This window comes from Brevundimonas sp. FV1ye4L, from assembly GCF_058681255.1.
In genome coordinates this window covers 3278541-3302401 of sequence record NZ_CM178734.1, presented here as the reverse complement: position 1 = coordinate 3302401, position 23861 = coordinate 3278541, and the positions used below count along the sequence as shown (strand labels likewise).

General features: G+C 67.9%; 18 protein-coding genes. 10 read left to right on the top strand and 8 right to left on the bottom strand.

Translation table 11 applies throughout. The features are described 5' to 3' along the window. Positions 1-9: 9 nt before the first annotated feature. The 4 genes from ACW17X_RS15980 to ACW17X_RS15965 form a co-directional block, all read right to left on the bottom strand. Positions 10-564, bottom strand: coding sequence for a hypothetical protein (locus ACW17X_RS15980; protein WP_492098834.1), 555 nt, complete (start codon positions 562-564; stop codon positions 10-12). Between the two features lie 30 nt (positions 565-594). Next, positions 595-1008 carry an EF-hand domain-containing protein gene (locus ACW17X_RS15975; protein WP_492098833.1) on the bottom strand — a complete coding sequence of 138 codons (414 nt, stop codon included), beginning with the start codon at positions 1006-1008 and terminating at the stop codon, positions 595-597. 113 nt (positions 1009-1121) lie between these two features. Continuing rightward, a complete protein-coding gene (locus tag ACW17X_RS15970) occupies positions 1122-2495 on the bottom strand; it encodes an ATP-binding protein (RefSeq protein ID WP_492098832.1) in 1374 nt (457 codons plus the stop codon). Continuing rightward, the gene (locus ACW17X_RS15965; protein WP_492098831.1) at positions 2495-3220 is read right to left on the bottom strand and encodes a response regulator; all 726 of its coding nucleotides are present in this window, start codon (positions 3218-3220) and stop codon (positions 2495-2497) included. The genes ACW17X_RS15970 and ACW17X_RS15965 overlap by 1 nt, the downstream gene beginning before the upstream one ends. A gap of 147 nt (positions 3221-3367) precedes the next feature. On the opposite strand from ACW17X_RS15965, the gene ACW17X_RS15960 reads away from it, so the two are divergent. Then, positions 3368-4333 carry a sterol desaturase family protein gene (locus tag ACW17X_RS15960; RefSeq protein ID WP_492098830.1) on the top strand — a complete coding sequence of 322 codons (966 nt, stop codon included), beginning with the start codon at positions 3368-3370 and terminating at the stop codon, positions 4331-4333. A gap of 668 nt (positions 4334-5001) precedes the next feature. Then, positions 5002-7881 (top strand): M16 family metallopeptidase, encoded by a 2880-nt coding sequence (locus ACW17X_RS15955; protein WP_492098829.1) that lies wholly within the window; start codon positions 5002-5004, stop codon positions 7879-7881. A gap of 139 nt (positions 7882-8020) precedes the next feature. Here the strand turns inward: ACW17X_RS15955 and ACW17X_RS15950 are convergent, their stop codons facing one another. Further along, on the bottom strand, positions 8021-8902 hold the full coding sequence (locus ACW17X_RS15950; protein WP_492098828.1) for a hypothetical protein: 882 nt from the start codon (positions 8900-8902) through the stop codon (positions 8021-8023). Positions 8903-9238: 336 nt separating this feature from the next. Here ACW17X_RS15950 and ileS point away from each other — a divergent pair, with 336 nt between their 5' ends. Beyond that, a complete protein-coding gene (gene ileS, locus ACW17X_RS15945) occupies positions 9239-12226 on the top strand; it encodes an isoleucine--tRNA ligase (RefSeq protein WP_492098827.1) in 2988 nt (995 codons plus the stop codon). A gap of 767 nt (positions 12227-12993) precedes the next feature. After that, on the top strand, positions 12994-14088 hold the full coding sequence (locus tag ACW17X_RS15940; protein ID WP_492098826.1) for a site-specific DNA-methyltransferase: 1095 nt from the start codon (positions 12994-12996) through the stop codon (positions 14086-14088). Positions 14089-14097: 9 nt separating this feature from the next. Here the strand turns inward: ACW17X_RS15940 and mutY are convergent, their stop codons facing one another. Continuing rightward, complete coding sequence (mutY, locus tag ACW17X_RS15935; protein WP_492098825.1) at positions 14098-15144, bottom strand: A/G-specific adenine glycosylase; 1047 nt, start codon at positions 15142-15144, stop codon at positions 14098-14100. A 21-nt stretch (positions 15145-15165) separates the two neighbouring features. Here mutY and ACW17X_RS15930 point away from each other — a divergent pair, with 21 nt between their 5' ends. The 6 genes from ACW17X_RS15930 to ACW17X_RS15905 all read left to right on the top strand — a co-directional run bounded on the left by ACW17X_RS15930 (position 15166) and on the right by ACW17X_RS15905 (position 21252). Beyond that, on the top strand, positions 15166-15717 hold the full coding sequence (locus ACW17X_RS15930) for a DUF721 domain-containing protein (RefSeq protein WP_492073965.1): 552 nt from the start codon (positions 15166-15168) through the stop codon (positions 15715-15717). 50 nt (positions 15718-15767) lie between these two features. Then, positions 15768-16010, top strand: coding sequence for a hypothetical protein (locus tag ACW17X_RS15925; protein ID WP_492072926.1), 243 nt, complete (start codon positions 15768-15770; stop codon positions 16008-16010). A gap of 131 nt (positions 16011-16141) precedes the next feature. Then, positions 16142-16786, top strand: coding sequence for a DsbA family protein (locus tag ACW17X_RS15920; protein ID WP_492098824.1), 645 nt, complete (start codon positions 16142-16144; stop codon positions 16784-16786). 3 nt (positions 16787-16789) lie between these two features. Continuing rightward, positions 16790-17392, top strand: a complete 603-nt coding sequence (locus tag ACW17X_RS15915) for a thioredoxin domain-containing protein (RefSeq protein WP_492098823.1) — start codon at positions 16790-16792, stop codon at positions 17390-17392. Between the two features lie 12 nt (positions 17393-17404). Beyond that, the gene (locus ACW17X_RS15910; RefSeq protein ID WP_492098822.1) at positions 17405-20842 is read left to right on the top strand and encodes an AAA family ATPase; all 3438 of its coding nucleotides are present in this window, start codon (positions 17405-17407) and stop codon (positions 20840-20842) included. Beyond that, the gene (locus tag ACW17X_RS15905) at positions 20839-21252 is read left to right on the top strand and encodes a surface-adhesin E family protein (protein ID WP_492098821.1); all 414 of its coding nucleotides are present in this window, start codon (positions 20839-20841) and stop codon (positions 21250-21252) included. Before ACW17X_RS15910 ends, ACW17X_RS15905 begins: the two co-directional genes overlap by 4 nt. Here ACW17X_RS15905 and ACW17X_RS15900 read toward each other — a convergent pair. Further along, positions 21203-22354 carry a mechanosensitive ion channel family protein gene (locus ACW17X_RS15900; protein ID WP_492098820.1) on the bottom strand — a complete coding sequence of 384 codons (1152 nt, stop codon included), beginning with the start codon at positions 22352-22354 and terminating at the stop codon, positions 21203-21205. The two genes, ACW17X_RS15905 and ACW17X_RS15900, sit on opposite strands and share 50 nt — an antisense overlap. Positions 22355-22546: 192 nt before the next feature. Next, positions 22547-23638, bottom strand: a complete 1092-nt coding sequence (gene murG / locus ACW17X_RS15895; RefSeq protein ID WP_492098819.1) for an undecaprenyldiphospho-muramoylpentapeptide beta-N-acetylglucosaminyltransferase — start codon at positions 23636-23638, stop codon at positions 22547-22549. Positions 23639-23861: the final 223 nt, after the last annotated feature.

The window sequence follows — 23861 nt, the reverse complement described above, 5'->3', positions numbered from 1 at the left end:
GCCTCGTGCTCAGTTCTGACGGAGATTGGCCTGATGGGCGAAGGCGCGCCCATCGGTGACGACGATCCGCCCGAAGCCGAGCACCGCGGCCATGTTGTAGGCATCGAACTCGCTGCTGAGCCCCATCTCCTGGATGGCCGGAGCAGAGCGAGTGACGGCGGTCAGGCGCGCGAGAACGCCGCGCGCGAGATAGGGCGTCATCGCACCCTCGCCACCGACGTAGAGGAGAACCAGTGTTTCACGGTTTGCGCCGACAGCTTGCGCGACGATGGGAACCGATCGCCCGGGTATGCCGACGGCGAGGTTCACCTGATCGACGAAAGACTGTCGTTGTTGTGGACCAACACCAGGCAACTGCTGGAACAGGATGTCTGGCGTCTCCACGCTTGAGGCCGGGGGATAGTAGAGACCTGCGCCTGTGGTTTCGTCGGAAACGGCGGCGACGGATCCGGCGTCGCCGGCGTGCATGGTGACGGGCACGGCGCACGCACCGAGCGCGCCGCACGACGCGATCGTTGCGATCGTTGCGATCGTGGCGAGGGCGGTGTGTTTGCGGGGGCTCATGGGATGATGCCTCTTGACGGGCTGGCGCGCCTACCGGCGCAGAGCAGCCAGTTCGCTCGCGCTGAGCACTCGGTTTTGATCGGTGTCGCCGTTCTCGAAAAGCGGCGCGGGGGCGTTGAGCATTTCGCTCCGCGTGATCCGTCCATCGCGGTTGGCGTCGGCCGCCCTCAGGCTGTTGAAGGCTTGCTCGAAGCGGCTTCTTCCGGGACCGAATGCCGGGCTGTCGCTGCTTTCGACCGCCCCATTTCCGTTGCGATCAAGCCGGGCAAAGATGCTGGCGCGCATGTCCATCATTTCTTGCCATGTGACGCTTCCGTCCCCATTGGCGTCCGCCTCTCGCAGTTGCTCCAGCGACTGGGCCGAGGCGGTGTCTGAAAAGGCCAGGGCCATGACGCCTGCGAGCAGCGCGCACAGGCTCGGCTGCCATTCAATCTTCTTGATCATGTTCGGTCTCCTTCAAATCCGTTGGTGATGGAGACAGGCTAGGCGCGGCGTCGTGCAGCGGTTTGGCGCGGCTGAAACCGTTTGTCGCGGGATGTTGCCGACCACCCGTACGGCTAGGTCAGAAGGTCCCGTGGAAAGCGAACGATGGCCGCAAGACCGCCTTCGGGGCGGTTCTCCAGATGCAGGCTCGCGCCATGCGCCTTGGCGATGGCGCGAGCGATGCCCAGGCCGAGACCGGTTCCACCTGTGGCGCGATTGCGCGAGTTTTCCCCGCGCTGAAAAGGCTGGAAAAGCGTCTCGAGTTGATCCTCAGGCAAGCCGGGGCCGTCGTCCTCGATGCAAACCTCACGACCGCCTTCGGTCGCGATGACCCGAACGGTGATCTTCGTTCCGCCGTAGCGCCGGGCGTTCTCCATCAGATTTTCGAACAGCCGATGAAGCCCGACCGGATCGCCCACGATGACAAAATCCTCGTCCGAGGGGGCTACGAGCCTGATCGGATAGGGCGCAGCGTTCGACATGTCACTGACGAAGCTGTCGAGGCGGATCAGCTCCTGGGGTCCCGACGGACTCTGCGCGCGCGCATAGGCGAGCATGTCAGTGATGAGGGCTTCCATCTGGGCGATATCTCCCTCGATCTCATGGGCAGACACCGCCCCACGCTCGTCCATGCGCAGGCGGATCCGGGTGATCCCGGTCCTGACATCATGGGCGATCGCCGCGACCATCTGTTCACGCTCCCGAATGAGTCCTGTCAGGCGCTCGCGCATCCGATTGAGCGCCGCGGACACCCGCCGAAGCTCCGCAGGCCCCGTCTCCGAGATACCGGAACCGGCATCGCCCAACTCCACCTGCGCGGCATCATGCTCTAGCCGGCGGATCGGCCGCAATGTGACCGCGGCGATCGCAAGGCCGAGCGCGAACGAGAACAGCACGAGGACGAGACCCGACGTCACGAGCGCTGCAGATGGCCGACTGAGCCTCAGAGCGGGGACAAGCCAGACATTCACAATCCGGCCGTCTCGGAGTTGGATCGCGACCTGCAGCGCGGCGGTTCCGACCAAAGGACCGGTCCCTTCCCGCCTGAGCCTGGACTGCAGGCCCAGCACGCCGAGCGCCTGAAAGCGTATCTCCCGGTCCTTCAGCAGTTCGGCCACGTCGCTCTCGCTGTTCGCGAGCCTCGCTCGCATTACTGCGCGTGGCTCAAGCCCTTCAGCGAAGTCCTCGCTGATGGCGGCGGTGCGATAGCCTCCCCCATAGGCTGAGAGGATGAAGGGCTGGATCTCTTGTGGTGAGGTCTCCACGAGCCACACCAGTTCAGCGATGCTCTCGGCATTGTCGGTCAAGGCCCGGGGATAGAGCGCCTCAGCCGCGAGAGGGGTCTGCATCATGAGGATCACGACGGCGAACATCGCCATGAGCGCGGCGACGGTCAGGGCGGTGATCCTAACGACCAGAGACGATACGGCCCGCTGGAGCCAGATCATCAGGCCGGCATCCTCGCCACCTTCGCCGCGAAGGCATAACCCAGATTGCGAACCGTCTTGATATAGTCGGGGTAGCGGGGGTCGGTCTCGATCTTGTTGCGAATACGGCTGATCTGGCTGTCGATGCTGCGGTCGAAGGGATTGGCCACGGCCCCGCGGGAAAGGTCCAGCAACTGGTCCCGCGAGAGGACTCGAGGCGCGCGCTCGACCAGCGCGAGCAACAGCGCGAATTCTCCCGATGTCAGGTGGACGGGACGACCATCGTCACGGTCGAGCGACATCTGCTCTGGAGAAAGACGGAATGGACCGAAGGCGAAGACGGACCTATCGCCCGTTCCTTCCCCGGGTTTGGCTTCTCGCGCCCGGCGCAGGACGGTCTTGATGCGCGCGACAAGTTCGCGCGGATTGAACGGCTTTGGCAAATAGTCGTCGGCGCCAATCTCGAGCCCGATGATCCGATCAACATCTTCGGCGAGCGCAGTCAGCATGATGATCGGCACGTTCGAGCGCATTCGCAGCCGACGACAGAATGACAGGCCGTCCTCGCCCTCCATCATCAGATCGAGCACGATCAAATCGGCCGGGAAACGCTCAAGGACCGCGTCGGCCTCTGCCGCATTCCGGGCGGTCGTGGCGGACATGCCGTTGCGGCCGAGCACGCCTTCCAGCAGCGCCAGGATGTCGGCGTCGTCATCAACGACCAGAATGCGAAACGCGGCGCTCATGGCTCGCAGCCTAGCCGGAGGGACTTGGTCTCGCCACGGCGATTTTGTCTCCTTTCGTTGCTGTCCCGGACGCCTCGGTGACATTTCGCAATATCCGGGGTCGTCTTCAGCAAATCACGGCCATGGCCGTTGCTTAGACATCGTCCAGTGACTTTCATCGACAGTCGTTCCCGGCTGATCTCCAAGGACGCTGACATGTACGACCCACAGCGCTCGACCATATTTCTAGTCGCCGTCGTCGCCCTGTCTGCGGTCGAGTATTTTTGGCGCGTTCGCACCGGCCGTGGCTACGACTTTGGCGCACTTGGCGGCACGGTCGGGACGATGATCGGCCAGTTCCTGTTCAAGGGGCTAATGAACGGCGTCATCGGCATCGCCATGTTGGGCGTGTTCGCACTCGCACCGGTGCAATGGCCGCTTTACGACTGGCGGACCTGGCTTGTCGGCTTCTTCGTACTGGAGTTCTTCTACTATTGGCAGCACCGCTTCAGCCACACCATCCGTTGGTTCTGGGCCTCACACGCGGTGCATCATTCCGCCAACGAGCTGACGCTCCCGGCCGCAGCCCGGTTGAGCTGGACGAGCGGGCTCTCTGGCCTTTGGGTGTTCTTCCTGCCGATGACGCTGCTCGGCTTCCACCCGCTTCTGGTGGCCACGCTGCTGACGGCGAACCTGCAATACCAGTACTTCATACATACGGAGGCTGTCGGGCGGCTGGGACCGCTCGAATGGATCCTCAATACGCCGGCCCATCACCGCGTGCACCACGGCTCAAATCCGGAGTACCTCGACAAGAACTTCGGCGGCGTCCTGATAGTTTTCGACCGGCTCTTCGGCACCTTCCAGGGTCAACGCGCCGATACACCCGTCATCTATGGCTTGACCCAGCCGCTGACGTCGAACAACCCCTTCGTCATCGCCCTTCATGAATGGGGCAACCTGATCGGCGACGTCCGAAGAGCCGGTTCCATCAGCGGCGTGGCGCGCGCCCTGTTCGGCCGCCCGGGTGCCGCATCCCACGGCATGAAACGCTCGATCGACGCCCTTCCCCCGGGGGCGACGGTTGACGAGGGAGGCGCAGGCGAGGTCGCCCCGACCACCTCAGTCGCCTGAGGCCCGTGGCGCCCGCGCGGACGTCCCCGGCCGCGCGGGCGCCCTCCCGACCCCACTCACAGCAGTCCGGCCGTTTGATCGGCTTAGGAGAAACGTGACTCGTAAGCTTTTCCGCTTCTGGCGGCTCTCACGCTGACGGCGTGCGCCAGTCAGCCTGAGCTGCCGGCGCCCCGGTTGGCATCCAATGGTTCGATGAGGACGCTGCAGGACCTGAACGGATCCCGGATCGCCATGCCCGTGGGACTGTTCCTCACCAGCATGGACCTCGACAGAGACACGCGCGTCAGTCGCACGGAGGTGTAGCGGGCGTAACATCGACGCAGCCGCTCTTGTCCCCATGGCTCGTCGGCTCGGCCCATTGGAAGCGAGCGCGCTCGCTTGGAGATCAACGTTGGCGGCATGCCTAGCCCTAGTCGGTCTCTGATGCCGTCAGGCGTAAGTCGGAGGTTAACGCACGGGATTTGGGTTCCAGCGCTATCCCGGGAGCGGACCTTCGGAAGGTCAGTAACGAGTCAGTAGCGGCCAACTCGCCGAGCGCACCACCTGCACGCCCGCCCCCGAGGGGAGGATTGGCAAGAGGTCAAACGTCGCCTTGCCCTGCCGCCCGCCCTCGCCTACTCCAGAGATCGGCCGCTCCATCGAGGGTTGCGGCGTTTTGGAGTAATCTCATGCGTTCTGCGCGTCGTCTGCTGCTGGTCGCGGCCTCAGGGTTGGCTCTGTCGGTGGGGGCGTTCAGCGTTCCTACCCTGGCCTGGGCGCCCGCCGTTCAGGCTGAGACCCAGGTCCCGCCGTCCGATCCCTGGGCCCAGGCGGCCAGCGACATCCCCGCCGATCCCGCCGTGCGGTACGGCCTGTTGCCGAACGGCATGCGCTACGCCCTGCTGAAGAACGCCACCCCGCCCGGTCAGGCCTCGTTCCGGCTGCGGATCGACGCAGGCTCGCTGATGGAGCGGGACGACCAGCAGGGGCTGGCCCACTTCATGGAGCACATGGCCTTCAACGGGACCAAGGAGATTCCCGAGAACGAGATGCTGCGGATCCTGGAGCGGCTGGGTCTGGCCTTCGGGGCCGACACCAACGCCTTCACCAGCTTCGACCAGACCGCCTATATGCTGGAACTGCCCAACACCCAGGACGAGACGGTCGATACGTCGCTGTACGTGATGCGCCAGATGATGGGCGACGCCCTGATGGCGTCCGAGGCCATCGACGCCGAGCGCGGGGTGATCGTGGGCGAGGAACGGACGCGCGACACGCCGCAGTTCCGGGTGCTGAAGACCCAGCTGGGTCTGCTGGCGCCGGGCCAGCGCCTGTCGCAACGCCTGCCCATCGGCGACCTGGAGGTGATCCGCACCGCCCCGCGCGACCGGTTCGTGGACTTCTATGATGCCTACTACCGCCCGTCGCGGGCGACCTTCATCGCCGTGGGCGACTTCGACGTGGACGCGATGGAGGCCAAGATCCGCGGGGTCTTCGGCGACTGGACGCCCAAGGCGGCCGACGGGCCCGAGCCCGACCTGGGCGTCGTGCCGCAGCGCGAGCCCCAGACCAGCATCATCGTCGTGCCCGGCGTGCAGTCGACGATCCAGATCAACTGGATCAAGGCGCCCGACCTGGATCCCGACACGGCGGCCGAGCGGGCCGAGGATACCCGCCGCAGCCTGGGCCTGGCGGTGCTGAACCGCCGGCTGGGCGAGATGGCGCGGGCCGATAATCCGCCCTTCCTGGGGGCCAACGCCGGCTATCAGGGTCTGTTCGACAGTCTGGACGCCGGGGTTCTGGCGGTCGCCTTCACCCCTGGCGAATGGAAGCGGGCGCTGGAGACCACCGAACAGGAGGCGCGCCGCCTGACCCAGTACGGGGTGACCCAGGCCGAACTGGATCGCGAGATCACCGAATACCGCACCGGATTGCAGAACGCCGTGGCGACGGCCGCGACCCGCTCGACCCCGGCCCTGGCCGGCGGCCTGCTGAACGCCGTCAACGGGGATTCGGTCTTCTCGACCCCGCAGGACAATCTGGCCCGGTTCGAGGCCGTGGTCGCCGACCTGACGGCCGAACAGGTCAACGCCGCCGTCCGCCCGGTGTTCGAGGGCCAGGGGCCGCTGGTCCTGTTCACCAGCCCGGTCCCGGTCGAAGGGGGCGAAGCCGCCGTGACCGCCGCGCTGGAGGCCTCGCGTCAGGTTCCGGTGGCGGCGCCGGCCGAGCAGGCGGCGCTGGAATGGCCGTACACGGACTTCGGCCCGGCGGCGGCTCCGGAGGCGCGCGTCGAGGTGGCCGACCTGGGCGCGACCCTGGTCCGCTTCCCCAATGGGACCCTGCTGAACATCAAGAAGACCGACTTCCGCGACGATCAGGTGCTGATCAGCGCCTCGACCGGCATCGGCAGCCTGGGCATGCCGACCGATCGGTTCTCGCCCCTGTTCGCGACCAACGCCGTGCTGAACTCGGGCGGGGTGGGCAAGCTGACGGTGGACGAGATGAACCGCGTCTTGGCGGGTCATATCTTCACCACCAGCATCAGCCAGGGGCTGGACTCCTATAATCTGGGCGGGACGACGCGGCCGGAGGATCTGGCGCTGACGATGCAGATCCTGACCGCCTTCCTGACCGATCCCGGTCTGCGAGCGGCGCCGTTGCAACGGGCCAAGGCCTCTTATCCGCAGTCGCTGGAACAGCGGGCCTCGACGCCGGGCGGGGCTTTCGGCCTGAAGGCGGGCGTGCTGCTGGCCGGCGGCGATCAGCGGGCGGCGACCCCGACCAATGACGAGTTCCAGTCGGTCGAGATCGAGTCCCTGCGCGAACAGATCAAGGCGGCCCTGGCCCAGGGCCCGATCGAGATCACCGTCGTCGGCGACGTCGATGTGGACGCGGTGATCGCCGCCGTCGGTTCGACCTTCGCCGCCCTGCCCCCGCGCGGTCCGGCCCCGACCCCGGCGCCGGCCTCGGCCCAGCGTCGCTTCCCCGCCCCGACCGCGACCCCGATCCGCCTGACCCACGCCGGCCAGGCGACCCAGGCCCTGGGCGTGGTGGCCTGGCCCACCACCGACCAGATCGGCGACCGCACGACGGCGCGCCAGCTGGGCGTGCTGCAGGCCGTGCTGCAACTCCGCCTGAACGAGGAGATCCGCGAGAAACAGGCCATCGCCTATTCGCCGAACGCCAGCGGAACCACCTCCGACACCTTCAAGGGCTATGGCTATATGGCCGTGGCGGCCGAGACGCCGCCGGAGTCGCTGACGAAACTGTTCGAGGCGGTGGACCTGATCGCCGCCGACCTGCGCGACAATCCGGTGAGCGACGACGAGCTGAACCGCGCCCGCCGCCCGGCGGTGGAGCGGCTGCGGCGCAGCATGGCCGACAACGGCTACTGGCTGGGGCAGTTGTCCGAAGCTCAGTCGAATCCGGCCTCGCTGGACCAGACCCGCAACAATATCGCGGTGCTGGAGGCCGTCACCGCCGCCGACCTGCAACGGCTGGCGCAGCAGTATCTGAAGCCCGACACCGCCTGGCGCGCCGAGGTCGTCTCGGACAAGCCGGCCCAGTAAGAAAAAATGGCCCCGGTTCGTGAGAGCCGGGGCCAAGCCTTTTTGGGGCCAGTCTTCAGGATCGTCGACGGAGAGCCGACGGTCTTATCTTGCGTTACCCAGCCTGAGCCGCGCCTGAACGAAGCGTGTCAGCTCCGGTTCAGAACACCCGGCCGCCGACGCCGCCGTCCAGGGTGATGGCGCCGGTGATGACGGTCGCGCTCTGGACCTGTTCCTCGCGGTATTCGGTGTATTCCTCTTCGCGGTACAGTGTCAGGATCTTCACCCCGGCCCCGTAGCGGCGCAGCAGCGAGCGTTCGTTGCAGTCGCGCTCGGGCTTTTCGGGGCGGCATTCCAGCCGGCCCTCGCCGCCGAACCACAGGGCCTCGTGCTTCTTGCAGGTCAGGGTCGTGCCATGGTCGAATTTGATGTCGCCCTCATAGTCGGCGATCGTCGCCTGGAGCCAGGTTCCGGCCAGGCAGCGATAGATTTCGCCCTCATAGCCGTCGGCGATCTCGCGATCCGGCTTCACCTGGGACGCCGGGTGCGGCGTCTGGCGGTCGTCCATGCAGACGGCCTGGATCACGACCCGCTTCATGCTGCGGCGATAGGCGGTGAAGGGGGCGCGAACGGTCTGGGTCAGGCCTTCGACGGCCAGGCCCTGGATGGTGGTGGGATAGGGCTGGTCCACGGTGACATAGGCTGCGCCGCCGCCCCCGCCGTAACTGCCCGAAAACCCGCCCGCCCGCGCATTGATATAGGCCCGCGCGCCGGCGTTGGCCGTGGCGCTGGCGCCCGCATTGAGGTTGACGTTCACATTGACGTTGGTGTTCGAGTTCCAGCCGCCGTTCCCACCGCCGCCGCACGATCCGCCGCCGCCGCAGGACGGAGGCGTTGGCGGAGGAGGAGGCTCGCAGGTGGTGCAGGGCGGAGGCTCGCACGTCGGCTGACCGCAGCTCTGCGCCGTCGCCGCGCCGGCGACGCCGAACACGGCCACGCCGGCCGCCAGACCCAGCATCCAATTCCTGATCCGCTGCCGCATCGGCGGGACTCCCGAACGAATTCTCACGTCGTCTGGACAGACTTCCGGACGATCCAGCCTTAACCAAGACGGCAAAAGCCTTTCGTTTCCGTTGAGACGAGGCGGTGTTCGGGATGGCGCAATGCCGCATCCGTCTGCTAGACCGCCCGCACAATGACCGTCCGCGTCCACATTCGCCTGATTTCGATTAGCCGCCCGGCGTAGCGCTTCTGGGTCTTTCCCAGCGCACGTCGGGACGACCGCCCATCAGGGCGACAGAAGCCGCCCTCACGTAGCGCGAAGCGCGATAGGGCGAACAAAGATGCGAACGCTCACCCCACGACGCCGAGACGACCCATGGCCGACGCCACAGACACCACCGACACCCCCGCGGGCCGCGACTATCGCGACACCGTCTTCCTGCCCGAGACGCCCTTCCCCATGCGCGGCGGCCTGCCGCAGAAGGAGCCGCTGATCCTGGAGCAGTGGGGCGACCTGTACGGGCGCCTGCGGGCGCAGCGGCAATCCGAAAACGCCCCCCTCTATGTGCTGCACGACGGCCCGCCCTACGCCAACGGCGACATCCACATCGGCCATGCGCTGAACAAGACGCTGAAGGATTTCGTGGTCCGCAGCCGGTTCCTGCTGGGCTATGACGTCGACTATGTCCCCGGCTGGGACTGCCATGGCCTGCCGATCGAGTGGAAGATCGAGGAACAGTTCCGCGCCAAGGGCCGCCGCAAGGACGAGGTCTCCAAGGACGAGTTCCGCGCCGCCTGCCGCGACTACGCCGGCAAATACATCGACCTGCAACGCGACCAGTTCAAACGCCTGGGCATCACCGGCGACTTCGCCAACCGCTACGCCACCATGGACTTCACGTCCGAGGCGGCCATCGTCGCCGAGTTCCACAAGTTCAAGAACTCGGGCCAGCTGTATCGCGGGTCCAAGCCCGTCATGTGGTCGCCGGTCGAGCGCACCGCCCTGGCCGACGCCGAGATCGAATACCACGACCACGTCAGCCCCACGATCTGGGTCAAATTCCCGGTCACGGGCGCGTCGGACGACCATCCCGACGACCTGCTGGCCTTCCGCACCAGCACCCCCTCCATCGTCATCTGGACCACCACGCCCTGGACCATCCCGGCCAACCGCGCGATCAGCTACGGCCCCGAGATCGCCTATGGCCTGTATGAGGTCACGGCCATGGAAGAGGGTCTGGAGTTCGCGCCCTGGGCCAAGCCGGGCGACCGGCTGATCGTCGCCGACAAGCTGGCGGAAGACGTGTTCAAGGCCGCCAAGATCGCCGCCTGGACCCGCATCTACGACATCAATCCGTCGGGCCTGGAATGCGCCCACCCGTTGGCGGCGCTGGACAACGGCTATGGCTTCTCGGTGCCGCTGCTGGCCGGCGACCATGTCACCGACGACGCCGGTACCGGCTTCGTCCACACTGCGCCGGGCCACGGCGCCGACGACTTCGAGGTGTGGAAGGCCCATGGTCATCACGAGGTGCCGGACACGGTCGATCCCGACGGCGCCTATTACCCCACCGTCCCCCTGTTCGCCGGGCTGAAGGTGCTGGAGACCGAGGGCAAGAAGACCGGCAAGTTCGGTCCCGCCAACGGCGCGGTGATGGAAAAGCTGATCGAGGCCGGCAATCTGCTGGCGCGCGGCCGGCTGGAACACTCCTACCCGCACTCGTGGCGCTCCAAGGCCCCGATCATCTTCAGGAACACGCCGCAGTGGTTCATCCGCATGGATCAGCCCCTGAAGTCGGGCGACACCCTGCGCGAAACGGCCCTGACCGCCATCGACGACACCGAATTCCACCCCGCCGCCGGCCGCAACCGCATCCGCTCGATGGTCGAGGGCCGTCCCGACTGGCTGGTCAGCCGCCAGCGCGCCTGGGGCACCCCCCTGGCCATGTTCATCGACAAACAGACCGGCCAGCCCCTGCACGACCCCGAGGTGGACGCCCGGATCGTCAAGGCCGTGGCCGAACACGGCGCCGACATCTGGTTCACCGCGCCGGACAGCGACTTCCTGGGCGCTCACGACCCGGCCCGCTACGAAAAAGTCGAGGACATCCTGGACGTCTGGTTCGACTCCGGTTCGACCCACGCCTTCACCCTGGACCCGCGCCTGCCCGAACACGGCTATACGGGCGACCGCCCGGCGCACTGGCCCGCCGACCTGTATCTGGAAGGGTCGGACCAGCACCGCGGCTGGTTCCAGTCGTCGCTGCTGGAAGGTTGCGGCACCCGTGGCCGCGCCCCGTTCAAGGCGGTCCTGACCCACGGCTTCACCCTCGACGAGAAGGGGGAGAAGATGTCCAAGTCCAAGGGCAATACGACCGACCCCCTGACCATCATCAAGGAGAGCGGCGCCGACATCCTGCGTCTGTGGGTGTCGCTGGTCGACTATTCGGAAGACCAGCGGATCGGCAAACAGATCCTGCAAACCACGGTCGACGCCTATCGCAAGCTGAGGAACACGGTCCGCTATCTGCTGGGCGCCCTGGCCGACTTCGACGAGGCCGAGCGTCTGACCGACTACGACCAGTTCCCGCCGCTGGAGAAGTTCATCCTGCACCGGCTGTGGGAGTTGGACGCCCATGTGCGCCAGGCCTATGCCGAATACCGGTTCCAGGACGTGGTCCGCCCGGTGCTGGAGTTCTGCTCCAACGACCTGTCGGCCCTGTATTTCGACATCCGCAAGGACAGCCTCTACTGCGACCGCCCCGACGCCCTGCGCCGCCGCGCGGCCCGCACGGTGATGGATGCGGTCTTCCTGCGCCTGACCGCCTGGCTGTCGCCGTTGACGCCCTTCACGATGGAAGAGGCGTGGACGACGCGGTTCCCCGATGCGGGGACGAACTGCGCGCGGGTGATCCCGGAGACGCCGGCGGAGTGGGAGAATGCGGCCGAGGCGGAGCGGTGGGCGAAGGTTCAACGTGTCACTGCAGCTGTGACCGGCATGTTGGAGCTATTGAGAAAGGACAAACTTATCGGCTCGGCTCTCGATGCCCATGTCAGCGTCGGCCTAAACGATATGCCCGACATCGCCGCATTCCACGACTTAGACGCAGCAGAGGTATTCCGTACAAGTACCGCAGAAGTCGGACTGATCAATGTCGACGCAACGTCTGGCGCCGCCCTTCTAAGTATTGCTCCAGAACCTGATTTCGGCGGAATGACAGCATCAGCAAAGCCGATAACGGACCATCCGAAATGCGCCCGCTCCTGGCGCAGGGTGCCGGACGTCGGTTCCGACCCCGACTACCCCGACCTCTCGGCCCGCGACGCCGACGCGGTGCGATATTGGGACCAGACGCGGGGCTGACGCCGCACTCACCTCCCCGTCGGCGAAGGCCGACGGGGAGGACAGGCGGGAGCGTCAGCGAACGCCAGGTGGGGGCGACTCGGTGTCAGACGCTGGCGTGGTCATCCCCACCGTCGGAGTCGCCCCCGCCTGGTCGCAAGCGCGACCTGTCCTCCCCGCGCGCCTTCGCGCGCAGGGAGGTGAGTCAGCGCGCACAATGACGCTGCCTCACCTTCAACGATTCCAACCCCTTACCAAAATCTCACCCCCCCTCTTCTCACCACCCCTCAAAACCCCCGCATAATACCCCCCGGTCTCGTCGCTAGGAGGGCTCGTAAGGCCTGCGACCTTGCGGCGGCGGGAGCGTAGGGATCAGGGGCGGGGGTGGGATTCCCCCGCGCCGCATGACGGTGCATCGGTGGGCTCATCCCGCGCAGAAACGTCGGCGGAGGACTCGGGGTTAGGAACCCGGTCGTACTCGGGACGGTCCTTCGCAGGGATCGCCGACCTGACGCAGGCCATGGGGAAGAGGCATCACAACTGCCGCTTCAATATCCCCGGCCGGCAGAAACACCCTGCGCGCGGAGCGTCTGTCTTCGTCGAAACGGTAAAAACTATTCACTCCGGGCGAGGCCCGGCGCTCCGTCCAGCCCTCCGCACTTCGCAGCGAAAGCGCGTCGGCGCCTCCGCTCGCCCGCATCACGGCACGCAAAGAAACCCCCGGAATCAACACTGCCTTAACCGTAAGGATTCACCATGACCGTCTCACTGTTTCGAGGCCGCGTTCCATGTCCGAGCTCAACACCCCCGTCCTCGCCAAGGACGTCATTCACCGCGGCGACTGTATCGCCGTGCTGAAAAGCCTGCCTGACGCCTCGGTCGACATGGTCTTCGCCGACCCGCCCTATAATCTCCAGCTGGGCGGCGACCTGCTGCGTCCGGACAATTCCAAGGTCGACGCCGTCGATGACGACTGGGACAAGTTCGACAGTTTCGCCGAATACGACGCCTTCACCCGCGCCTGGCTGACCGAATGCCGCCGGGTGCTCAAGCCCGAGGGTTCGATCTGGGTGATCGGCTCCTATCACAACGTCTTTCGCCTGGGCGCGGCGATCCAGGATCTGGGCTTCTGGGTGCTGAACGACATCATCTGGCGCAAGTCCAACCCGATGCCGAACTTCAAGGGCACCCGGTTCACCAACGCCCACGAGACCCTGATCTGGGCCGCCCGCTCGCGCGACCAGAAGCGCTACACCTTCAACTACGACGCCCTGAAGGCCTTCAACGAAGACACCCAGATGCGTTCGGACTGGACCTTCGCCCTGTGCACCGGCGAAGAGCGGATCAAGGACGCCGACGGCAAGAAGGCCCATCCGACCCAGAAGCCCGAGGCCCTGCTGCACCGGGTGCTGCTGTCGGCCACCCGCCCCGGCGACGTGGTGCTGGACCCCTTCTTCGGCACCGGCACCACAGGCGCCGCCGCCAAACGCCTGGGCCGCCACTATATCGGCATCGAGCGTGACGAGACCTATGCCGAGGTCGCCGAGACCCGCATCGCCTCGGTCATTCCCGCCAATCCCGAAGACCTGATGGTCATGGGCTCCAAGCGCGCCGAGCCCAAGGTGCCCTTCGGCGCCCTGGTCGAGGCCGGCCTGTTGCACCCCGGCGACCGCCTGTATTGCCCCAAGGGCGAGCGCGAGGCCCGCGTCCGCGCCGACGGCTCCCTGGTGTCCGGCTCGATGACCGGCTCGATCCACAAGCTGGGCGCCCTGTTCGAGAACGCCCCCGCCTGCAACGGCTGGACCTACTGGCGCTTCAAGACCGACCAGGGCCTGAAGTCCATCGACGCCCTCCGCGCCGAGGTCCGCGCCGGGATGCAATAGGAGACGGGTTCAGATCAGGGCCGGTTCGCCGGCCCGATCCAGCGCCTTGGCGAAGACGGTCGGCAAGGCGGCCCGCGCCGCCTCGAGCCCCAGCCATTGATAATCCCCACCCGCCTCGACCCGCGCTGTCCGCACCGTAAGGGTCAGGCTAAAATGGGTGAAGACATGCTCGACCGCCCCCGCCTCGCGCCAGTCGGCCGCGACCGGCGGCGTCGGATCGGGCGCGGCGCCCCAGTCCGACGTCGGCAAGCCGAGCATCCCGCCCAGCAACCCCTTGTCCGGCCGCCGCTCCAGCGCCACCTGTCCGTCGGGATCGATCATGACGAAGGCCACGCCCTGGCGATGCGGACGCTCAGCCTTCTTCAGTTTTACCGGGAACCGCTCCGGCGCCCCGCTCGCTAGGCCCAGACACTGATCCGCCGCCGGGCACTGGCCGCACAGCGGCGACTTGGGCCGACACACCGTCGCCCCCAAATCCATCAAGGCCTGAGCCCAATCCCCCGGCCGCTCATCGGTGACGAACAGACCCGCCAGCCGCCTCAATTCGGGCCGCGCCGCCGGAACCGGCGTCTCGACCGCGAACAGCCGCGCCATGACCCGCTCGACATTGCCGTCGACCACATTGGCCGCACGATCAAAGGCGATGGCGGCCACCGCCGCGGCCGTATAGGCGCCCACCCCCGGCAGGGCCAGCAAGCCCGCCTCCGTATCCGGGAAAACCCCGCCATGCTCGCCCGCCACAGCCCTGGCGCAGGCCAGCAGATTGCGGGCCCGGGCGTAATATCCCAGCCCCGCCCAGGCGGCCATGACCTCCCCGTCCTCGGCCGCCGCCAAATCCGACACCGTCGGCCAGCGGGCGGTGAAGCTCTGGAAATAAGGCGTCGCGTGCGGCGTCGTGGTCTGCTGCAGCATCACCTCCGACAGCCAGACCCGATAGGGCTCGGTCCGCCTCTCCGCCCCCGGCGGCGCGCGCCACGCCAGACTGCGCGCATGGCCGTCGTACCAGGCCAGCAATTCGGAACGGATCAGAGAGACGTTGGGAGAGACGGGGGTCATGAGATGACGCTATATAGCCCCATGCGCCGCCCGCTGCCCACAGACGCCGAGGTCCGCGAGATCCTGTCGCGCCGCCGCACCCGCCCGGCGCCGCGCCCGGCCCCGCGCGCCGGCCAGGCCCTGACGCCGCTGATCAAGAAACTGGACGAGAAGTTCGGTCGAGGCGCCGGTGCGCTGGAGCCCCGCTGGCGCGAGATCGTCGGCGACCGCCTGGCCCGCGTCACCCGCCCCCAGAAGCTCACCAAGGGCAAGGCCGGCCAGCCCGGCGTGCTGGAGCTGCGCGTCGCCGGCGCCGCCGCCCTGCTGGTCCAGCACCAGTCCGAAGATATCCTGGCCCGCGTGAACCTCTTCCTCGGCGCCGGTTCGGTGGACCGCCTCCGCATCGCCCAGGGCCCGATCAAACCCCTGACAGAAGCCGCCGCCCGGCCCAAACGCGCCGTCAACCCCCCGCCCCTGGCCGCCGAAGCCGAGGCCGATCTGACCGCCTCCATCGCCGACGTCCCCGACGAACTCCGCGCCGCCCTGGCTCGCCTCGGCCGCGCCACCCTGTCGCGTTCAAACGACCGCGATTGACAAATCTTCGCTCCGGAAACCTTCTGGGCCCAGGCGAAGGAAATGGGCTGATGGATCGGCGTGGCAAGAATCGAAAGGCCTATTGGTTCAGGGTTTTTGTCGGCTCATTCCTGGGCGCCGGAATTGGCTTCACCATCGCAGCGATCCTGATCCCGCTTGATACGACCTTGATGGACAAGGCGCCCGCAGGCGTCATCTTCGCCCTCATCGTCTCGATCGGATCGACCCTTATCGAGCTGACGCTCAGTCGTGACAGGAAACGACCAGAGCGACGTACGACCAACGATCTTTGATCCCCGCGAACTTCGCGTTATCAGACAGTCGCGGCCCGGAAAAAGCCGCACCCAGTCTCGACTAATCTAGGGTTCCGTGGTTCCGAGAGAATCGCGCGATCATCCGGCAACGCTCCGACCAAGGAAGTCCCATGGCCAACTTCGAAACCCGCTTCGCCCGCATGAGCCGCCGTGCGGCCATCACCGGAGCCGCCATGGCGACCATGGCTCTGGCCGCCTGCGGCGGCGGATCCAAGGGCGCGGCCGAGGGCGACATGGGCCTGGGCGCGCCGGAAGGCGCCAAGGTCACCGTGGTCGAATACGCCTCGGTCACCTGCCCCCACTGCGCCCTGTGGCAGAAGAACACCTGGCCGGCGTTCAAGGCCAAATACGTCGACACCAACAAGGTCCGCTACGTCTTCCGCGAACTGCCGACCCCGCCGGTCGACGCCGCCACCGCCGGCTTCCTGGTCGCCCGCTGCGCCGGCCCGGACAAGTATTTCGACGTCGTCCACCAGCTGATGGCCACCCAGCAGGAGATGCTGACATCCTCGCCGCGCGACTGGCTGCTGCGCACCGCCCAGGCCGCCGGCCTGTCCGAGCAGCAGTTCAACGATTGCGTCACCGACAAGGACGCCGTCGCCGCCATGGAGAAGCGCGTCCAGGCCGCCCAGGCCCAGGGCGTGACCGGCACCCCGGCCTTCTACGTCAACGACACCCAGGTCATCACCCCCGGCGGCGAAGGCGCCAGCCTGGCCGACCTGTCCACGGCCATCGACGCCGAACTGGCGAAATAAGCCATGATCCGGCGCGCCGTCCTCACCTTCGCCCTCCTGACCGCCGCGTTGGCGGGGCCGGCCTTCGCCGCCGAGCCCCCGCCGCCCGTGACGGCCCAGGACCATGTGCTGGGTCGGGCCGACGCGCAGGTGACGGTGATCGAATACGCCAGCTTCACCTGCTCGCACTGCGCCGACTTCCACAACGACGTCCTGCCCGCCTTCAAGGCCCGCTATATCGACACGGGCAAGGTCCGGCTGGTCCATCGCAACCTGCCGACCGCCCCGGCCAATGTCGCCGCCGCCGCAGCGGCGGTGGCCATCTGCGCCGCGCCCGGCCGCTATTTCGACGTCGCCGAAGTCTTCATGCGCGACCAGGCCAATCTGCGCACCACCGGCGCCAAGCCCTGGTTCGATGCTGGCCTCGCCGCCAGCGGCAAGACGCGCGAACAGATCGAGACCTGCCTCAGCGACCCCGCCACCGGCGCCGCGCTTCAGGCCCAGATCGAAGGGGCGCAGGAAGCCGGCGTGGCGGGCACGCCCGCCTTCTTCGTCAACGGCAAGCCCGTCGCCGAACACTCGCTGGAGGCCCTCTCGGCCGCCATCGACCCGCTGCTGCGCCGGTAAACGCCAGGACCGATGCAATTCCAGCGCCTCCGGCTCGTCGGCTTCAAGTCGTTCGTCGATCCGGCGGAAGTGCACATCGAATCCGGCCTGACCGGCGTCGTCGGCCCCAACGGCTGCGGCAAGTCCAACGTCCTTGAAAGCCTGCGCTGGGTCATGGGCGCCAACTCGGCCAAGGCCATGCGCGGCCAGGGCATGGACGATGTCATCTTCGCCGGCGCCTCGGGCCGTCCCCCGCGCAGCCATGCCGAAGTCCAGCTGACCATCGACAACGCCCAGCGCCGCGCGCCCCAACCCTTCACCGACAGCCCGGTGCTTGAGGTCTCGCGCCGCATCGACCGGGGCCAGGGCTCGACCTACCGGATCAACGGCAAAGAGGTCCGCGCCCGCGACGTCCAACTGCTGTTCGCCGACGCCTCGACCGGCGCCAACTCCCCCGCCCTGGTCCGCCAGGGCCAGATCTCGGAACTGATCGCCGCCAAGCCCCAGAACCGCCGTCGTATCCTGGAAGAAGCGGGCGGCGTCGCCGGTCTGCACACCCGCCGTCACGAGGCCGAACTGCGGCTGAAGGCGGCCGAGACCAATCTAGACCGCCTCGACGACATCGGTCGCGAACTGGAAACGGCCTTGAACCGGCTGAGGCGCGAGGCCCGCCAGGCCGAGAAATACAAGAAGATCTCCGCCGAGATCCGCGCCCTTCAGGCCGCCCTGCTCTACGCCCGCTGGAACGACGCCAAAATGGCGGCCGAAACCGGCGCCGAGGAACTGCGCGCCGCCGACCGCGCGGTGGCCGAGACCACCACCGCTGCTGCGACCGCCCAGACCGCCGCCCTCGCCGCCCAGGAGGCGCTGAAGCCGGCGCGGGAAGAAGACGCCGTCGCCTCCGCCCTGCTGCACCGGGCCAGCCTGGAGCGCGACCGCCTCGACATGGCCGAACAGGCCGCCCGCGCCGAGGTGGACCGCTTGAAGGCAGAGGCCGCCCGCATCGCCGCCGATACTGAGCGCGAGACCAATATGGCCGCCGACGCCCGGCGCGAACTGGACCGGCTGGATAACGAACTGACCCGGCTCCAGGCCGAGATCGCCGCCGCCCCCGAACGCGGCCCCGAACTGGACAAGGCCCTGGCCGCCGCCGAGGAGGCCCGCAAGGCCGCCGACGCCGAGGTCGAACGCCTGGCCGGAACCCTCGCCGCCGTCGAGGCCCGCGCCAACGCGGAAGCCGCCCGCCGCCGCGACGCAGAAACCCGCCTGTCCCGCGTCACCGCGCAGCTGGAGCAGGCGAAGCGCGAACGCGAGGCCCTTGGCCCGCTGGAGACGCCCGAGCTGGAGGCCGCCCGTCAGGCGCTGGAGACCGCCCAGGCCGAACTGACCGCCGCCCGCGAGGCCGTCGAAGCGGCCGAGGCCAACCGCGGCCACCTGGCCCGCGCCGAACAGGAGGCCCGCACCGCCGCCCGCGCCGCCGAGGACCGGCTGGGCCGGTTGCAGACCGAGGCGCGCGGCTTGGCCCAGCTTCTGGTTGGCGGCAAGCGCGACCATCCGCCGGCGCTCGACAAGGTCCGCGCCGACCGGGGCTATGAAGCCGCCCTCGCCGCCGCTCTGGGCGAGGACCTGGACGCCGCGCTGGACGCCCGCGCCGCCGCCTACTGGGGCGGCGCCGAGCCCCGCCCGCCGGTATGGCCTGCAGGCGTCGAGCCTCTGTCCGATCATGTCCAGGCGCCTGAGCAACTGGCCGCCCGCCTGGCCCTGTGCGGCGTCGCCCCCCCCGCCCAGGCGGCCGAACTGGCCCGCTCCCTGCCCGTCGGCGCCCGGCTGGCGACGCCCGAGGGCGACCTGTTCCGCTGGGACGGCTTCGTCAGCCGGGCGGAAGCGCCCCGCCCCGCCGCCGTACGTCTGGCGCAACGGACCCGGCTGGCCGAGCTGGAAGCCGAGATCGACAAGGGCAAGCCGGCGCTTGAGCAGGCCCAGGCCCAGCAGAAGGCGGCGGCCGAAGCCTTCCGCGCGGCCGAGGAGACGGTAAAGACCGCCCGTCTGAAACCCTTCGCCCTCGACAAGGCCGTGACCGCCGCCCGCGACCGCGTCGAAAGCCTGATGCGCGACCAGACCCGCCGCGAGGCCCGCGCCCAGGCGCTGGACGAGGCCCTGGCACGGCTGGCAACCGAAGTGGCCGAAGCCGAAGCCGCCCTGGCCGCCGCACAAACCGTGGACGCCCCGTCCGAAACCGTGACTGGCCTGCGCGAAGACTTGACCGCAGCCCGCGCCGCCGCCGACGCGGCTCGCATCGCCGCCCAGACCGCCCGATCAGACCGCGACGCCGAGGCCCGCGACCGCCAGGGCCGCGAACAACGCCTGGGCAGCCTGACCCGCGCCCGCGAAGGCTGGATCGCCCGATCCAAGGACAGCTCCGCCCGCTTCTCCGCCCTGGCCAAGGACGCCGAGCGGACCGCCGCCCTGCTGAAACAGGCCGAGGTCGCGCCCCAGGGCTTTGCGGAACAGCGCAGCAAGCTGCTGGATGCGCTGACCGCCGCCGAACAGCGCAAACAGGCCTCGTCCGACGCCATGGCCACAGCCGAGACCGCCGCGACGGAGGCTGATCGCGCCGCCCGCGCCGCCGACGCCGCCGCGTCCCAGGCCCGAGAGGCTCGCGCCGGTCTGGCCGCTCGCGCCGAGGCCGCAGCCGAGAAACTGACCGAGGCCGAGGCGACCTTGCGTGAGACCGCCCAGATGTCGCCCGAAGACCTGGCCCGCAAGCTGACCGATGAGGCCGTGGCCCGGCCGCCCGACGCCGCCGGCGCCGAGAGCCTGCTATACGGGCTGGAGCGCGAACGCGAAGCCCTGGGCGCCGTCAACCTGCGCGCCGAGGACGAGGCGGCCGAATACGGCGAGCGGTTGAACAGCATGAGGTCCGAGCGGATCGACCTGACCCAGGCCATCGCCAAGCTGCGCGACGGCATCGACGAACTGAACGCCGAAGGCCGGGAACGGCTGATCGCCGCCTTCGACGTGATCAACGCCAACTTCAAGGCCCTGTTCGAAGCCCTGTTCGACGGCGGCCAGGCCGAGCTGAAACTGGTCGAAAGCGACGATCCACTGGAAGCCGGGCTGGAGATATACGCCTGCCCGCCCGGCAAACGGCTATCGGTCATGAGCCTGATGAGCGGCGGCGAACAGGCGCTGACGGCGGCGGCCCTGATCTTCGGCGTCTTCCTGGCCAACCCCGCCCCCGTCTGCGTGCTGGACGAGGTGGACGCCCCGCTCGACGACGCGAACGTGGACCGGTTCTGCAAGATGCTGCACGAGATGCGGTCCCGCACGGACACCCGCTTCATCGTCATCACCCACAACCCCGTCACCATGAGCCGGATGGACCGCCTGTACGGCGTCACCATGCCCGAGCGGGGCATGAGCCAGCTGGTCAGCGTGGATCTGCACCAGGCGGAGAAACTGGTCGCGTGATCGCCCTGCTGCTCGCCTTTGCCGACCCCCGACTGGTCGAGACCGGCGTCGGCCGGTTCGCCATCTACGCCGATGTCGCCTCCATCGAACGGGACGGCGATATGGCCCGGATGCGCGAGCTTCAGGTGACCGAGGCAGGCTTCAAGGTCGGGGATGTGACCTATGTCGGCGGCTGGTCCCGCTGGGCCTTCGACTGCCGCGCGCACACGGCGGACCGGCTCGACTTCGCGTCCCTGCGCGAAGACGGAACCGAGGGGCCGGCGACGCCCGATGCGGCCCCGGCCTATGCGGCGGCGGCGGGCGGCGACGCGGCGGAGCTGCTGGCCGTAGCGTGCGGGGCCGTGTTGGATCGCGAGCCGATCACGCTGGAAGAAGCAATCCGTCGGGGCCAGACGGCGCTGAAGGACTGACCGGTCTGTCCGATCCTTGCGGCCACTCCAGGCGGTCGCGCGGCAGGGCTTCGCGGCATTCGTCGCGCATGAAGGCCATCAGCTTCTCGCGGATCTCGCAGCGCAGGTCGAAGGCGACGCCGGCGGAGCGGGCGCTGGCCAGGCAGCGGACCTGGATCACCCGTTCGGTGATGTCGGTCACCTGCATCACCTGGACATCGCCGTCCCACAGCTTGGACGATTTAACGATACCTTCGAAGGCCGTGCGCAAGCGGTCGATCGGGGCTTCGTAATCGACGTAGAAGAAGGCCGAACCGATCAACCGGGCGTTCTCTCGCGTCCAGTTCTGGAAGGGCGTCGAGATGAAATAGGACAGGGGCAGGACCATCCGCCGCCAGTCCCAGATCTTGACCACCACATAGGTGGCGGTGATTTCCTCGACATTGCCCCACTCGCCTTCGACGATGACGGCGTCATCGATGCGGATCGGCTGGGTCAGGGCGATCTGGATGCCCGCGACCATATTGGTCAGGATCGGCTGGAGGGCCAGACCGGCGATGATGCCCACCACCCCGGCCGAGGCCAGCAGGCTGACCCCCCACTGGCGGAAGCCGGCGATGGTCATCAGGGCCAGACCCACGGTGACGATGAACAGCACGACCTTCGCCACCCGTTGCAGGATGCGGGTCTGGGTCAGGTGTTTGCGGGCGAGCAGATTGTCCTCGACGGCGATATTGTAGCGCTTCAGGTACATGACCGACCACATGTCGAGCACGCCCGAGGCCAGCCAGCCGACCGTCAGGACGAACAGGAAGCGCAGCACCTCGCGGATGTCGGCAGAGGGGGCCGGGTCCATCGGCGACACGGTCACGCCGATGCCGATGCCGATCAGGATCATCATCACGCGCAGCTTCATCCGCGCCCGCTCGACCACGCCGCGCCAGAAGACGTCACGCTTTTTCACCACGCGTCTCAGGATGACGAAGACGATCTTGTGCGTCAGCCAGCCGCCGCCGACGAAAACCAGCAGGACCAGCCCGATAACCGCCCATTCGGGCAGCCAGTCGAACTGATGCCACAGGGCGCGAATCTGGCGGGTGACGGCGATGATTTCGGGAGGCATGAGCGTCCTAACGCATCAGATCCGCAAGGGTTGAGGTCTCCTCCCCAACGCGAAGCGATGGGGAGGTGGCGCGGCGCGTCTTCGCGCCGTGACGGAGGGGTTCTTCAACGCATCGCAGACGTCTGTGGGGCGTCCAGAACCCCTCCACCACGCTTCGCGCGGTCCCCCTCCCCACGTTGTGGGGAGGAGACATTATGAGCGCCCCGCCGTCGCCTCCACCAGATCGGCCAGGCGTTCGGCGGCATCGGGGATGGCGACCGAGCGGGCCGCCGCCGACATGGACGACAGGCGGGCGGGGTCGGACAGCAGGGCGTCCAGGGTCGCGGTCAGGCCCTGAACCGTTAGGTCGTCTTCCAGCACCATCTCCGCCGCCCCGGCGTCGACCAGGGCCTTGGCGTTCAGGCGCTGGTGGTCGTCCATGGCGATCTTCAGCGGGATCAGCACCGACGGCAGGGCCGCGACCGCCAGTTCGGCGCAGGTCGAGGCGCCGGAACGGCCGACGATCAGATGGGCCTTGGACAGACGCTGGGCCATGTCGCGGAAGAAGGGGGCGACCTCGGCCTCGATCCCGGCTTCCAGATAGATCTGGCGGGCGGTTTCCAGGGTCTCGGGCCGAGACTGCTGCTGCACCTTCAGGCGGCGACGCAGGGCCTCGGGCAGGGCCGCCAGGGCGCGGGGCGTGGTCTCGGACAGGATGCGGGCGCCCTGGCTGCCGCCGGTCACCAGGACATGGATGGGCCCGCCCTCGACCGGAGCGGCATAGGGGCGGTCGATCAGGGTGCGGATCTCGGCCCGGACCGGCGAACCGACGACGTGCGAGCGCCCCTGCACCTTGGCCGGCGCCCGTTCCAGCGTGGGGAAGGACGAGGCCACCTGGTTCACATAGGGGGCCAGGATGCGGTTGGTGCGGCCCAGGACGGCGTTCTGCTCATGGATGACGGTCGGGCGTTGCGACGTCACCGCCGCCACCAGGGCCGGGGCCGACGGATAGCCGCCGAAGCCGACCACCACATCCGCCCCCAGCCGGTCGAAGGCCCCGCGCGCCTGCATCACCCCCTTGAAGATCTGAACCCCCGCCTTGATCAGGCCCAGCGGCCCGGAGCCGGTCGCCGCGTCCAGGTCCAGCCGTTCCTCGGCCGGGAAGGCGTGGGCGTATTGCTCGCCGCGATGATCGGTCGCCAGCACCACACGCCAGCCGCGCGCGGCCATTTCCCGCGCCAGGGCCTCGGCCGGGAACATGTGGCCGCCGGTTCCGCCGGCGGCGACGACGCAGAGTTTGGACATCAGGAACGGTCTCCGAAGGGCTGGGTCTGCATAGTCTCAATTGGCCGCCGGGACACGGGGGGCGTGGCACGAAAACAGGGTGACAAAGCGCCAAAAGCGCCAAAGCGCCACGTGCCGTTTGAATAGTCTGAAACCACGCCCTTGGTCCTCCACCTTCGAAGGCGACAGGATGGCATGGTTTTGGAGGGTGGTGAGGAGAAGGCGGTTGGGTGGGGTCAGCGCC

What these genes read in the sequence shown, in the direction of transcription:
- ACW17X_RS15980 (WP_492098834.1), bottom strand. Translation starts at nt 564, where the DNA reads ATGAGCCCCCGCAAACACACCGCCCTCGCCACGATCGCAACGATCGCA.
- ACW17X_RS15975 (WP_492098833.1), bottom strand. Translation starts at nt 1,008, where the DNA reads ATGATCAAGAAGATTGAATGGCAGCCGAGCCTGTGCGCGCTGCTCGCA.
- ACW17X_RS15970 (WP_492098832.1), bottom strand. Translation starts at nt 2,495, where the DNA reads ATGATCTGGCTCCAGCGGGCCGTATCGTCTCTGGTCGTTAGGATCACC.
- ACW17X_RS15965 (WP_492098831.1), bottom strand. Translation starts at nt 3,220, where the DNA reads ATGAGCGCCGCGTTTCGCATTCTGGTCGTTGATGACGACGCCGACATC.
- ACW17X_RS15955 (WP_492098829.1), top strand. Translation starts at nt 5,002, where the DNA reads ATGCGTTCTGCGCGTCGTCTGCTGCTGGTCGCGGCCTCAGGGTTGGCT.
- ACW17X_RS15950 (WP_492098828.1), bottom strand. Translation starts at nt 8,902, where the DNA reads ATGCGGCAGCGGATCAGGAATTGGATGCTGGGTCTGGCGGCCGGCGTG.
- ileS (WP_492098827.1), top strand. Translation starts at nt 9,239, where the DNA reads ATGGCCGACGCCACAGACACCACCGACACCCCCGCGGGCCGCGACTAT.
- ACW17X_RS15940 (WP_492098826.1), top strand. Translation starts at nt 12,994, where the DNA reads ATGTCCGAGCTCAACACCCCCGTCCTCGCCAAGGACGTCATTCACCGC.
- mutY (WP_492098825.1), bottom strand. Translation starts at nt 15,144, where the DNA reads ATGACCCCCGTCTCTCCCAACGTCTCTCTGATCCGTTCCGAATTGCTG.
- ACW17X_RS15930 (WP_492073965.1), top strand. Translation starts at nt 15,166, where the DNA reads ATGCGCCGCCCGCTGCCCACAGACGCCGAGGTCCGCGAGATCCTGTCG.
- ACW17X_RS15925 (WP_492072926.1), top strand. Translation starts at nt 15,768, where the DNA reads ATGGATCGGCGTGGCAAGAATCGAAAGGCCTATTGGTTCAGGGTTTTT.
- ACW17X_RS15920 (WP_492098824.1), top strand. Translation starts at nt 16,142, where the DNA reads ATGGCCAACTTCGAAACCCGCTTCGCCCGCATGAGCCGCCGTGCGGCC.
- ACW17X_RS15915 (WP_492098823.1), top strand. Translation starts at nt 16,790, where the DNA reads ATGATCCGGCGCGCCGTCCTCACCTTCGCCCTCCTGACCGCCGCGTTG.
- ACW17X_RS15910 (WP_492098822.1), top strand. Translation starts at nt 17,405, where the DNA reads ATGCAATTCCAGCGCCTCCGGCTCGTCGGCTTCAAGTCGTTCGTCGAT.
- ACW17X_RS15900 (WP_492098820.1), bottom strand. Translation starts at nt 22,354, where the DNA reads ATGCCTCCCGAAATCATCGCCGTCACCCGCCAGATTCGCGCCCTGTGG.
- murG (WP_492098819.1), bottom strand. Translation starts at nt 23,638, where the DNA reads ATGTCCAAACTCTGCGTCGTCGCCGCCGGCGGAACCGGCGGCCACATG.